This is a genomic window from Paraburkholderia sp. D1E (assembly GCF_052682275.1).
Genome location: NZ_JBQYMB010000001.1, coordinates 6,231,875 through 6,244,837, shown reverse-complemented (window position 1 = coordinate 6,244,837; position 12,963 = coordinate 6,231,875). Strand labels below are relative to the sequence as shown.

General features: G+C 62.7%; 12 protein-coding genes. All 12 read right to left on the bottom strand.

Going from position 1 to position 12,963, the window contains the following annotated elements; genetic code table 11:
- Positions 1-19: 19 nt before the first annotated feature.
- Positions 20-802 (bottom strand): TrmH family RNA methyltransferase, encoded by a 783-nt coding sequence (locus ACUN0E_RS28195; protein ID WP_445568640.1) that lies wholly within the window; start codon positions 800-802, stop codon positions 20-22.
- Between the two features lie 60 nt (positions 803-862).
- Positions 863-1,624, bottom strand: a complete 762-nt coding sequence (gene rnhB / locus ACUN0E_RS28190) for a ribonuclease HII (RefSeq protein WP_445568639.1) — start codon at positions 1,622-1,624, stop codon at positions 863-865.
- Entirely contained in the window at positions 1,621-2,790 is a 1,170-nt protein-coding gene (lpxB, locus tag ACUN0E_RS28185) for a lipid-A-disaccharide synthase (protein WP_408223633.1), read from the bottom strand. The genes rnhB and lpxB overlap by 4 nt, the downstream gene beginning before the upstream one ends.
- Positions 2,791-2,793: 3 nt before the next feature.
- Positions 2,794-3,582: an acyl-ACP--UDP-N-acetylglucosamine O-acyltransferase gene (gene lpxA / locus ACUN0E_RS28180; RefSeq protein ID WP_408223636.1), complete on the bottom strand. Its 789-nt coding sequence runs from the start codon at positions 3,580-3,582 to the stop codon at positions 2,794-2,796.
- Between the two features lie 94 nt (positions 3,583-3,676).
- Entirely contained in the window at positions 3,677-4,141 is a 465-nt protein-coding gene (gene fabZ, locus ACUN0E_RS28175; RefSeq protein WP_408209799.1) for a 3-hydroxyacyl-ACP dehydratase FabZ, read from the bottom strand.
- A 205-nt stretch (positions 4,142-4,346) separates the two neighbouring features.
- Positions 4,347-5,450: a UDP-3-O-(3-hydroxymyristoyl)glucosamine N-acyltransferase gene (lpxD, locus tag ACUN0E_RS28170; protein ID WP_408223639.1), complete on the bottom strand. Its 1,104-nt coding sequence runs from the start codon at positions 5,448-5,450 to the stop codon at positions 4,347-4,349.
- Between the two features lie 202 nt (positions 5,451-5,652).
- Complete coding sequence (locus ACUN0E_RS28165) at positions 5,653-6,189, bottom strand: OmpH family outer membrane protein (protein ID WP_408223642.1); 537 nt, start codon at positions 6,187-6,189, stop codon at positions 5,653-5,655.
- 67 nt (positions 6,190-6,256) lie between these two features.
- The gene (gene bamA / locus ACUN0E_RS28160) at positions 6,257-8,560 is read right to left on the bottom strand and encodes an outer membrane protein assembly factor BamA (protein ID WP_408223645.1); all 2,304 of its coding nucleotides are present in this window, start codon (positions 8,558-8,560) and stop codon (positions 6,257-6,259) included.
- Between the two features lie 67 nt (positions 8,561-8,627).
- Complete coding sequence (gene rseP, locus ACUN0E_RS28155; RefSeq protein ID WP_445568638.1) at positions 8,628-10,013, bottom strand: RIP metalloprotease RseP; 1,386 nt, start codon at positions 10,011-10,013, stop codon at positions 8,628-8,630.
- Positions 10,014-10,020: 7 nt separating this feature from the next.
- Positions 10,021-11,226, bottom strand: a complete 1,206-nt coding sequence (locus tag ACUN0E_RS28150) for a 1-deoxy-D-xylulose-5-phosphate reductoisomerase (RefSeq protein ID WP_445568637.1) — start codon at positions 11,224-11,226, stop codon at positions 10,021-10,023.
- A 10-nt stretch (positions 11,227-11,236) separates the two neighbouring features.
- The gene (locus ACUN0E_RS28145; RefSeq protein ID WP_408223654.1) at positions 11,237-12,058 is read right to left on the bottom strand and encodes a phosphatidate cytidylyltransferase; all 822 of its coding nucleotides are present in this window, start codon (positions 12,056-12,058) and stop codon (positions 11,237-11,239) included.
- Positions 12,052-12,834 (bottom strand): polyprenyl diphosphate synthase, encoded by a 783-nt coding sequence (gene uppS / locus ACUN0E_RS28140; RefSeq protein ID WP_115780231.1) that lies wholly within the window; start codon positions 12,832-12,834, stop codon positions 12,052-12,054. The genes ACUN0E_RS28145 and uppS overlap by 7 nt, the downstream gene beginning before the upstream one ends.
- Between the last annotated feature and the right edge of the window lie 129 nt (positions 12,835-12,963).

Here is a 12,963-nt window from a genome sequence, read left to right as displayed (position 1 = left end):
TCATGTCATGCCGATGAAGTCACGCGCGGCGCCGCTGGCGGCACTGTTCGAACACGCAGACAGCGGCCGCGGCCGCCACATTGAGCGATTCCATGCCGCCTGGCTGCGGAATCGTCACCCGCAGCGACACCACGTCGCGCCAGGCCTGCGACACGCCCGCCCCTTCGTTGCCGAAGACCCACGCGAGCGGTCCGCTCAGATCGCAGTCGTAGATCGCCTCGGCACCGTGCGAATCCGTAATGACGATCGGCACGGCCAGGCGCTCGATTAGCGCCTGCGTTTCGACATCCTCATGGATCTGCAGCAGAAAATGCGCACCCATGCCCGAGCGCAAGACCTTCGACGACCATGCGTATGCCGTACCCGGCGCGCAAAATACCTGCTGAATACCGGCTGCGGCCGCGCTGCGCAGAATCGAACCGACGTTGCCGGCGTCCTGCACGCCATCGAGTACGAGGCAGGTTTCTTCGACCTTCGCCGACAGCGGTGTGTCGAGTTTTTCGACCAGCAGCAGAATCCCGACACCGTGCACGACGTTCGACAACTGGCCAAACAATGCGTCGGGCAGCGTGACGATGTGCTGCTCGTCGATGCGCGACACGATGGCCTGCGCTTCGTCGTGGCGCAGCGCGCCCTCGGTGACGATGCACATTTCCGGCTGCCCGGCGACGTCGAGATAGGCGCTCGCGAGATGGAAGCCTTCGAGCAGCGCGTGGCCGCTACGGCGCTGCTGATGCGTCGAGCCGGCCAATGCTTTCAGGCGCTTGTAGAGCGGATTGTCCCGCGAGGTGATGGCTTTCACAGGCAGCGAAGACAGTGAGAATGAGGAAAGAGTCGGCGACGCGCCGGGCCATACGGGCGCTCAGGCGCCGCTGCGTTCGCCGAAGGCGTCGTCGTCTAGCACGGCGCCGGTGAGGGTGCCGGATACGACGATCACGTCGCCCGCCGGCAGCTTAGAACCCGTGCCGAAGCGCAGATGCGCTTCGCGCACCGGCGCAAAGGAACGCCGATGATGCTCACAGGGCCCATGTTCGCGCAGCGCCGCGAGATGCTGTGGCGTGCCATAGCCGGCATGGGCGTTAAAACCGTAGACCGGATAGGTTTGATGCAATTCGAGCAGCATCCGGTCGCGCGTGACCTTGGCGAGAATCGACGCTGCCGAAATGCTCTTGATCAGCGCATCGCCACCGATCACCGCCTCGCTGCGAATGCTCAGCGTCGGGCAGCGATTGCCGTCGATTTTTACGAGTGTCGGCACGACTGAGAGGCCTTCGACCGCCCGCTTCATCGCCAGCATCGTGGCGTGCAGGATGTTCAGCGTGTCGATTTCCTCGACGGTAGCGGACGCGATGCAGTACGCGAGCGCCCGATCGACGATCTTGTCGTACAGCTCGTCGCGCTTTTTGGCGCTGAGCACTTTCGAATCGTCGAGGCCGCGAATCATCGGCTTCGACGGATCGAAAATCACCGCGGCAGCGACCACCGGGCCAGCCAGTGGCCCACGCCCGGCTTCGTCGACGCCACAGACGATGTCATCCGGTGTCTCGAAGTCCATGCCGACCTGCTGCGCCGCCGCACCTGCAGCGCTCGCAGCCTTGCGGCGTGGTCCGCGCGCCGTGCTCACGGCCGCGCCTTCCGATTTTCGACGACGCTCGCCACGACTTCCGCCGCACGCTGCGCGGTGTTCTGCTTCAGCACGTGATGCATCTCCGTGAAGATTTCCGTCAGCGTGCGCCGGTTGGCCTCGTCGCGCAACTGTTTCAGCGTAGCTTCGGCAAGCGCTTGCGGTGTGGCGAAGTGCTGCAGAATTTCAGGCACCACAAAACGTCCCGCCAGAATATTCGGCAGGCCGACGTACGGCAGATAACCCTGGCGGCGCATGATCTGGCCGGTCAGCCAGGGCACCTTGTACGAGATCACCATCGGCTTTTTCAGCAACGCGGCTTCCAGTGTCACCGTGCCGCTCTTGACGAGGATCGCATCGGCCGCCGTCATCGCGATCTGCGACTGGCCGTCTGTGATGGTCAGTGCGAGACCGGGATGCGCATCGACCAGCGGCCGCAGCATTTCGCGCAGCGCGGGCGTGGCCGCCGGCATCACGAAACGCAAACCGGGCTCCTGGTGCTGCATCATCTCCATCGCGGCAAAGAACGTCGGACCGATCAGGTCGATCTCCGAGCGCCGGCTGCCCGGTAGCACCGCGATAACCGGACCGCTTTCAGCAAGGCCGAGCGTGCGGCGCGCGCCGAGCGTATCGGGTTCGAGCGGAATCTCGTCGGCAAGCGGATGGCCCACGTAGGACGCCGCGATGCCTGCCTTTTCCAGCAGCGCTGTTTCGAACGGGAACACGCACAGCATGTGGTCGACCGCCTTGGCGATCTTCTTGATGCGCCCGCCCCGCCACGCCCAGATGGACGGACAGACGAAGTGAACGGTCGGAATACCGGCTTCGCGCAACGGATGCTCAAGGCCGAAGTTGAAATCGGGCGCATCCACGCCGACGAACACCGACGGCGGTTCAGCCAGCAGTTGGCGCTTCAGTTCGTTGCGGATGCTGAGGATTTCGGGAATATGCCGCAGTGCCTCGACATAGCCGCGTACCGTCAGTTTTTCCATCGGCCAGTGGGCATCGAAGCCCGCGGCGATCATGCGCGGGCCGCCGATCCCATAATACTGGGTACCGGCGGGCAGACGGCTCGCGAGGCCGTCGAGCAGTGACGACGCCAGCAGGTCGCCGGACGGCTCGCCAGTCACCATCGCGACACGCAGCGGAGTCGGGTTCAATGCCATCGCTTAGCGGATGATGCCGCGTTGCGACGCTTCGACGAACGCGAGCAGCGTTTGTACCGGCGCATCGCCATCGCCACCCGCGGACGCGAGTTCGCGCAACTGCACCTTCGCGTCTTCGAGCGACAGGCCGTTCTTGTACAGCAAGCGGTACGCCGAGCGCAGCGCCGAAATCGCGTCCGCAGAGAAACCGCGGCGGCGCAGACCTTCGACGTTGATACCGTGCGGTTCGGCCTTGTTGCCGGCAGCCATCACGAACGGCGGGACGTCCTGCACGAGCGCCGAAGCCCCGCCCAGCATTGAGTGCGCACCGATGCGCACAAACTGATGCACGCCCGACATGCCGCCGATGATCGCGTGGTCGCCAACGATCACATGGCCAGCCATCTGCGCATTGCTCGACAGAATGACGTTGTTGCCTACATGACAGTCGTGCCCGATGTGCACGTAGGCCATGATCCAGTTATCGTCGCCCAGCGTGGTGACGCCCGAGTCCTGCACCGTGCCGGTGTGGATCGTGGTGAATTCACGGATCGCGTTGCGATTGCCGATCACGAGCCGGGTTGGCTCGTCCTTGTACTTCATGTCCTGCGGACGGCCGCCGACCGATGCGTAGTGACCGATCCGGTTGTCTTCGCCGATCGTGGTGTGACCTTCGATCACGCTGTGTGAACCGACCGTGGTCCGTGCGCCGATCGTCACATGTGCGCCGATGACGGCATACGGTCCGATCTCGACGGATTCGTCGAGTTGCGCGCCCGGTTCGACGATCGCAGTGGGATGAATCCTGCTCATGCGTCCTCGCTTCTGATTCTGTTGCGTTGTCTGGATGGGCGTAGCCGGAGGCTTGCAGGGCTTGGGATAAGCCGCTGACTGCCCGGAAACCGGCTTAAACGTCTTTGTCCGTGTGCCGCACCGCGCACATCAGATCGGCTTCCGCCGCCACGGCACCATCCACTTCGGCGCGCGCCTTGAACTTCCAGATGCCGCGCATATGACGCTCGAACGTGCAGTTCAGGATCAACTGATCGCCCGGTTCCACTACGCGCTTGAAGCGCGCGTTGTCGATGCCCACGAACAGGTACAGCGTGTTCGACGGATCGCTCGGCTCTTCCGAAAACGTCAGCAAGGCCGCCGTTTGCGCGAGTGCTTCGAGAATCAGCACGCCGGGCATCACCGGACGGGTCGGAAAGTGACCCTGGAAATACGGTTCATTGATCGACACGTTCTTCAACGCTTTGATGCTCTTATGCGGCTCGAGTTCGAGCACCCGGTCAACCAGCAGAATCGGGTAACGATGCGGCAGCAGCGTGAGAATCTTATGAATGTCGAGATTGATTTTTTCGGTGCTCATGGTGTTTCTACTCACGCATTGACTGCGCGATGATGACTGCAGATGCTGGTGCAGGTGGGTTGGTAACGCGTGCTGCCGGCGCTTGCCGTGACCCGGAGGCCATGCCACCCGGTCACGGCAACCGACTTTGCTCCTGATGCTTGCCCGCTATTTTACGCGGTGCCGGCAGGTTGCCCTACGGTTGCTCTGCGAGTCGGCCTGATATTCAGGCTTTGTCGCCTGCGGAATTACTTGCTGCGTGGGCCGGCTTGCTTGCCGAAGCGGCATTTTCAAGCGCCTTGATACGGTCGCGGAGTTTGTCGATGTTACGCAGCAAAGCGGCGCTCCTGTTCCAGTCGGCATGGTTCACAGCCGGGAAAGCGCTGGTGTACATGCCGGGCTTCAGCAGCGACTTCGACACGCCCGACTTGGCCGTGACGATTACATAGTCCGCCAGCGTGACGTGACCGGCAATCCCAACCGCGCCGCCGATCATGCAATGACGGCCGATCGTGGTGCTGCCCGCGATGCCCGCGCAGCCGGCGATCACCGTGTAAGCGCCGACCTTGCAGTTGTGGCCGATCTGCACGAGATTGTCGATCTTCACGCACTCTTCGATGATCGTGTCGGCCATGGCGCCGCGGTCAATGGTGGTGTTCGCGCCGATTTCGACGTCTGCCGCGATCGACACACCGCCAACCTGCGGAATCTTCACCCAACTGCCGGTACGCGCATCGCCTTCGCCCACGAAATCCGGCGCGAAGCCAAAACCGTCCGAACCGATCACCGCGCCCGCGTGCACGATCACGCGCTCGCCGAGCTTGCAGCCATAGTACACGGCGACATTCGGATAAAGATGCGAGCCCGCGCCGATCCGCGTGCCGCGACCGATCACCACATTGGCATCCAGGCGCACGTTTTCGCCGATCACCGCGCCCGCTTCCACCGTGACGTGCGGACCAATCACCGCGCTCGCGGCGACCTGAGCCGACGGATCGACCGTCGCGCTCGGGTGCACACCAGGCAAAGCCTTGGGCGCCGCCATGTCGATGAAAGTCTGCGCGACACGCGCGAAGTAAGCGTACGGATTTGGCGTGACGATGAAGTTACGAGCGTCGCGGGAGGCCAGCTTCGCGAGGTCGTCGGCATTGATCAACACCGCGCCCGCACGGGTCGTCTCGACCTGCGACAAATACTTCGGATTGGCGAGGAACGCCAGCTGGTCCGGGCCTGCCTGGTCGAGCGGCGCCAGACTGCCGACGCGCTGTGAACCATTTCCGACTACTTCACCGCCAAACCGCTGGACGATGTCCTCGAGCGTAAATGCCATGCCTATCCTGTCTCCTGTGTCGATCGGAGTTAGCGCTTCAGCGCTTACTCCGATCCCATGCCACGCTGTCGACCAGAGTTGGCGCTTTAGCGGTTACTCTCTGGTCCCATGCAACATGGTTGCTGCAAAATCAGTCCAGCTTGTCAGTTCTACAGCCGCGCGCTGCGAACCGGCTTACGACGCCGGCGGCCCACGGCCGCGTTCAGTTGCCCGACGCCGCCAATGCCTTGAGCACCTGATCGGTAATGTCGATGCGCGGGCTCACATACACCGCTTCCTGAACGATCAGGTCGTAGTGCTGCTGCTCGGCGATCTGCTTGATTACCTTGTTGGCCCGGTCGAGCACCGCCGCCAGCTCCTCGTTGCGGCGCTGGTTCAGGTCTTCGCGAAACTCGCGTTGCTTGCGCTGGAAGTCCGTATCCATCTGCGACAGATCGCGTTGCTTCTGCGCACGATCGGCGGCCGACATCGACGCGCCGTTCTTGTCGAGCGAGTCGGACATCGACTTCAGCTTCTGCGCCATATCGGCCAGATCCTTGTCGCGCTTGGCGAACTCTGCCTCGAGCTTGACCTGCGCAGCCTTCGCGGCAGCCGATTCACGCAGGATACGGTCCGAATTCACCGCAGCGATCCGGGCTTCCTGCGCGTGTGCTACCCCCGCTACTCCGACACCCAGCGTCATTGCCAGCGCGAACGCACACGCCACACGTTTCGAAAACATACCGGTTAGCAAAGTCATCCTCTCGATACTGTAGTTTGGCGGGGCCCGCCGCCGGGAGCCGCCCATAACCGGGCCGTTCGCCGGATCAGAACGCCGTCCCGATCTGGAACTGGAACTTCTGATACTGGTCGCCGGTGTGCTTCGTGAGCGGGAAGCCCAAGCTGAGCTTGAGCGGGCCGATCGGAGAGATCCAGGCAAGACCGACACCATAGCCATAACGCAGACCGTTCGCGCCGATGCTGTTGCCTTCCGTACCCCAGACGTTACCGGCGTCTAGGAACGTGAAGACACGCAACGTGCGGTCGTAGCCCGTGCCCGGCAGCGGGAACGTCAATTCGACGTTACCCACCAGCAGCTTCGAGCCGCCGATCGGATCGTTCGTCTTCGCATCACGCGGGCCCAGCGAGCTCGGCTCGTAGCCCCGCACCGACCCGATACCGCCGGCGTAGTAGTTCTTGAAAATCGGGTATGGCTTGCCACTCAGGCCGTTACCGTAACCGCCCTGGAAGTTGAAGCCCAGCACGAAACCACGCGCAAACGAATAATAGTATTGCGCGTTGATGTCGGCCTTGTAGTACTGCGTACCACCGAGCGGCGTGCCGTATTCGGCGTTCGCCTGCGTAAAGTAACCGCGGCTCGGCACCAGTGCGCTGTCACGCGCGTCGCGCGACCAACCCACCGTGATCGGCACGTTGTTCGACACACGTCCAAACTGGTTCACATAGTCGATATAGCTTTGCGGCGTATTCGCGTCGATGTCCAGCTGGTTCTGCTCGAGGCCGGCACCAAAGTACACCGTGTCGACTTCGGAGAACGGAATACCGAACTTCAGGTCACCACCGATCGTGACGATCTTGAAGCTCGAATCCGTCGAGTAATACAGCGGCTGATATGTACGGTAGTAGACGTCGGTAATCCGCTTGATCCCGTCGACCGTGAAGTACGGGTCGACCTGCGTGACCGTCAACGTACGGTACGTCTTGGCGGTATTCACGTTCACCGCGAGACTCGTACCCGAACCGAACACGTTGTCCTGCGACACGCCAGCGGAGAGCACCACCTTGTCGGTCGACGAGAAGCCCGCGCCCAGCGTGATCGCGCCGGTCGGCTTTTCAGCCACCTTGACGTCCACATCGACCTGGTCCGGCGTGCCTTCTACCGGCACCGTGGTCACGTCGACATCGGTAAAGTAGCCGAGGCGGTTGATCCGGTCTTTCGACAGCGCGAGGCGATTCGAATCGAACCACGAGCTTTCGAGCTGGCGCATTTCGCGGCGCACCACTTCGTCGCGAGTACGCGTATTGCCGACCACGTTGATGCGGCGCACGTACACGCGGCGGCTCGGGTCCACCTGCAGCGTCAGGTCGACCTTGTGGTGTTCCTGATCGATCTGCGGCTGCGCGTTGACGGTGGCAAACGCATAGCCGTATTCGCCGAGCTTGTCGACAATCGCCTTGGTCGTGGCTTGCAGCTTTTCAGCCGAGAAGCGGTCACCCGGTTTGATCTTGATGAGCTTGGCCAGCTCCGGCTCACGGTCGAGCAGGTTACCCGCCAGCTTGATGCTGCTGATCGTGTACGGCTCGCCTTCGTGCAGCGTGACCGTCAGATACATGTCCTTCTTGTCCGGCGTGATCGACACCTGGGTCGACTCGATATTGAACTCGAGGTAGCCGCGATTCAGGTAATACGAGCGGACGTTTTCGAGGTCGCCGGTGAGCTTGTCTTTCGCGTACAGGTCGTTCTTCGTGTACCACGAGAACCAGTTCGGCGTGGACAGCTGCATTTCGTCGCGCAGCGTACCCGTGCTGAACGCCTTGTTGCCGATGAAGTTGATCTGGCGGATCTTCGCGCTCGGCCCTTCAGCCACCGAGAACAGCACCGACACGCGGTTGCGGTCGATCGGCGTGATCGTGGTGGTGACTTCGGCGGCGTAGTAGCCGCGCGTCAGGTACTGGCGCTTCAGTTCCTGCTCGGCCTTGTCGACGAGTGCCTTGTCGTAGTAACGGCCTTGCGACAAACCGACCGCGCGCAGCGCCTTGGTCAGGTTGTCCTTGTCGAACTCGTGAATGCCGGAAAAGTCGATCGTGCCGATGGCCGGACGTTCCAGCACCTGCACGATGACGACATTGCCCTGGGTCGCGATCTTGACGTCGTTGAAGAAGCCCGTGGCGTACAGCGCGCGAATGGCTTCAGAAGCCTTGTCGTCGCTAAACGTGTCGCCCTGCTTGATGGGCAGGTAGGCGAACACGGTACCGGGTTCGACGCGTTGCAATCCCTCGATCCGGATGTCTTGCACCACGAAGGGCGTTGTTGCGTGAGCAACCAGCCCATGCGCGGCAAACGCCGCGGCTATAACCGTCTTTGGAACAAAGCGATGAGGTTTAAACAACGTGCTTCCCCAGTGTGTATAGCTGCATCAGGTCGGGCGGTCGCCATCGTGAACGCCGCCAGACACTTTAAAAATGGATTAAACGAGCCAGATCGTTGAACAGCGCAATCGCCGACAACGCGACGATGCAGGCGAGACCCGCCCTCTGAAAAACGAGTTGCCAGCGATCGGAGACAACTTTGCCGGTTACAGCTTCAACCAAATAATATAACAGATGACCCCCGTCCAATACCGGAATTGGTAACAGGTTCAGTACGCCGAGGCTAATACTGACAAGGGCCAGGAACGACAGGAATGCAGAAGGACCTAGACGTGCGCTCTTTCCTGCGTAATCCGCGATCGTGACAGGACCGGAAAGATTCTTCAGCGAAGCCTCGCCGACGATCATTCGTCCGAACATGCGCACCGAATAAACAGCCAGATCCCACGTACGGCGCGCGCCCAGTTGCAGACTTTCGAGCGGCCCGTAACGCACGTCGATCGACGGCACCTGGGTAGCGAGTTCCGCGCCGATACGGCCGATCTGCTGCCCCGTCGCGTCATCATGCTGCGACTGCGGGACGATGCGAACGTCTTCCAGCTTGCCCGCCGCCGGCCCGCCACGCTCCACTTGCAGCGTCACAGGCTTGCCAGCGTGCGATTTTACATAAGCGATGAAGGCCGTGGCATTGTCGGTAGGAATACCGTCGACTGCGCGAAGCCGGTCGCCCACCGCAAGGCCTGCCTTTTGCGCTGCGCTATCCGGCTGCACGCCCGCGACCGTCAGCTTGCCACCACCCGGCTCGAAACCGAGATGTGACATAAAGTCGTCGTCGACGTCTTTCTCGGTGATGCCGCGCAGATCCAGCTGGAAATCCGAGGTGCCGTGGGCATCTTTCGCGCTCAGCACAACACGCTTGTGATCGAATGCCGCGCCCAGCAATTTCCAGCGCAGGTCGGACCACGAGCGCACGCGCTCGGATTCACCGGCGTTCTCGGCACGCACCGCGACGATGGTTTCGCCACCGTCGAAGCCGGCCAGCGCCGCTGGCGTATTCGGAGCAGGCGCGGCAACCACGGCCGCAGGTTCCGTCACGCCGGTAGCAAATACCAGCGCGAACAGCACGATGGCGAGCAGGAAGTTCGCGACCGGGCCCGCCGCGACAATCGCAAACCGGCGCCACACCGACTGCCGGTTGAAGGCATGCGGCAAGGCGTCAACCGGAATCGGCGCCCCGCCGGTCTCGCGCTCGTCGAGCATCTTCACGTAGCCGCCGAGCGGTAGCGCGGCAATCGTCCATTCGGTACCCGTTTTCGGGCTCACCCATTGGAACAGCGGCTTGCCGAAGCCAATCGAAAAGCGCAATACCTTGACGCCGCACAAACGCGCGACGCTGTAATGCCCGTACTCATGAACGACCACGAGTACGCCGATCGCGACCGCGAAGGCAAGCAGTTCGATCAGCAGATTCATAGGCGCCTCACTGGACGGCGCGTTCCGTGCGACGGGCGCCGTCCGGCAGACGCACGATGAAATCGGCCGCGGCGCGGCGTGCAGCGGCGTCGGCCTCAATCACGTCTTCGAGCGCGTGCGCGCTGCGGTTCGGCAACGCGTTGAGTACGGCGTCGACAACCTGAGCGATCGCCATGAAACCGATCTGACGCGACAGGAACGCTTCAACCGCGACTTCGTTCGCGGCATTCAGGGCTGCGCTCGCCAACCCACCCTCGGCCAGCGCCTTCACCGCAAGCGCGAGACACGGGAAGCGTGTGTAATCCGGCTTTTCGAACGAAAGCGACGCGACCTGCAGCAGATCGAGCTGCGCCACACCCGAATCGACGCGATCCGGAAATGCCAGCGCATGCGCGATCGGCGTGCGCATGTCGGGATTGCCCAGTTGCGCGAGCACCGAACCGTCGGCGTACGACACCATCGAATGAATCACGCTTTGCGGGTGAATCAGCACCTCGATACGCTCGCCCGGCAAATTGAAGAGCCAGTGCGCCTCGATCACTTCGAGGCCCTTGTTCATCATCGTGGCGGAGTCGACCGAAATCTTGCGGCCCATGACCCAGTTCGGATGCTTGCAGGCCTCGTCAGGCGTGACGTCGACCAGCGAGGCCGGTTCGCGGGTGCGGAACGGGCCGCCCGACGCGGTCAGGATGATCTTCGAGACGCCGCCATGCAGCGCGGCTTCGCGCGGCAGGCATTGGAAAATTGCGTTGTGTTCGCTGTCGACCGGCAGCAGAACCGCGCCGTTGTCGCGCACCGCGTCCATAAAGATCGCGCCGGACATCACCAGCGCTTCCTTGTTGGCGAGCAGAATGCGTTTGCCGGCACGAGCGGCAGCCAGGCTGGGCGCGAGGCCGGCAGCGCCGACGATCGCCGCCACCACCGTATCGCAGCCGGCGCTCTCCGATACGTCGACGAGCGCTTGCGGTCCGTACGTGACTTCGGTCTTGCAACCCGCTTCGCGCAGCTTCGCAGCGACGCGTGCGGCCGTATCGGCATCGCCGACCACTGCCACTTCAGGCTGAAAGCGCAAGCATTGCTCGACGAGCTTGTCGCCGTTGCGATGCGCGGTGAGCGCGTAAACCGAGAAGCGCTCGGGATGACGCGCGACGACGTCGAGCGTACTGTCTCCAATCGAGCCCGTTGAACCGAGCAATGTCAGACGTTTTTGCATATCTCTTTCTCTAGCCGAGCAGCAGCATGGCAAGCGGCAGCACCGGCAACAATGCGTCGATGCGGTCGAGTACGCCACCGTGCCCAGGCAACAGGCCGCTTGAATCTTTCACTCCGGCCTGGCGTTTCATCATTGATTCGAACAGGTCGCCCACCACGCTGAATGCCACCAGCAGGGTCAGTGCGAGCAGCGTACGTACGGCGCCCAATTGCGCCAGCAGCGCAGAATACAGGGTCGGCTCGAACGCGTGCAAAAAGACCGCCGCCGCGGCGACGATCATCACCACCAGCCAGCCGCCGATCGCGCCCTCCCAGGTCTTACCCGGGCTGATGGCAGGCGCCAGCTTGTGCTTCCCGAAGGCCTTCCCAGAGAAGTATGCGCCGATATCAGCCAGCCATACCAGGAGCAGCAGCGACAGCACGAACGGCACGCCCTTCATGCGCGCGGCGACGAGAGCATGCCAGCACGCGACGAAAACCACAATGCCAGCAAGGAATAGAAAAGCGCGCCAGGCGCCTTGCGCGAGGGTCGGCTTGCGCAGCAGCACATATGGCCCCGCGATCACCCAGAAAATCGCGGCCGCCTGAAAGAGCGGCCGGGGCTCCTCGACGCCGGTACCGAGACGTGTGCTCGCGACCAGCGCAACGGCGGCCACCAGCGCGTAAACGATCGGGCCCGCGCCGCCGAGCTTCAGCAGGCGCGCCCATTCCCACGCAGCGAACACGACGACGAAGGCGATCAGCGCGCCGAACGCGCCCACCGGCGCGAACAACGTGACCGGCAGAAAGACCGCCAGCAGGATGATCGCCGTGATGACACGGGTCTTTAGCATGGAAGCGAATCGACGTTTTGCGATTGCGGCTCGAGTTGAGCACTGGTGCGGCCGAAGCGGCGCTCGCGCTCCGCGTAGGAAGCGATAGCGTGGCCGAGCGCGTCCGCATCGAAATCCGGCCAGAAGGTGTCGGTGAAATAGAACTCGGTGTAGGCGAGTTGCCACAGCAGGAAGTTGCTGACGCGGCGCTCGCCGCCGGTACGGATAAAGAGGTCCGGCTCGGGCGCATAGGCCATCGACAGGTGTTCGGCGAACGAGTCCTCGTTCACCTCGACAGCCTTGCCCGCCAGCGCCGATTGCTCGGCAAGCTTGCGGGTGGCCTGCATGATGTCCCAGCGGCCGCCGTAGTTGGCGGCGATGGTCAGCGTGAGACGGGTATTGCGCGCGGTTTTGGTTTCTGCGCGCTTGATCAGGTCGCGAATGCGCGTGTCGAATTTCGACAGATCGCCCACTACCCGCAAACGGATGCCGTTCGCGTGCAGCTTGCCGATCTCGCGCTCCAGCGCGGTGACGAACAGGCGCATCAGGAACGACACTTCGTCGTTCGGGCGGCGCCAGTTTTCCGAGCTGAAGGCAAAGAGCGTCAGATATTCGACGCCCTGCCGGGCGCACGCCTCGACGGCCGCACGCACCGCGTCGACGCCGCGCGTATGGCCGGCCACGCGCGGCAGCCGGCGTTGGGTTGCCCAACGGCCGTTGCCGTCCATGATGATCGCGATATGTCGCGGCACCGCGGCGACATCAGGCACGCGCACGGTTGAGCTGGTATAGGTCATGGCCGTCGGGACAGTGACTGCAAAAAAAGAAGTGGAAACCCTGAAACTGTTGAGTGCCCCCAAACCTGCCGCTTCGCGCCAGGCCCCCGAGGGGCAATAAAACTTGGGGCGGACCGGCGTTTTCCTGGG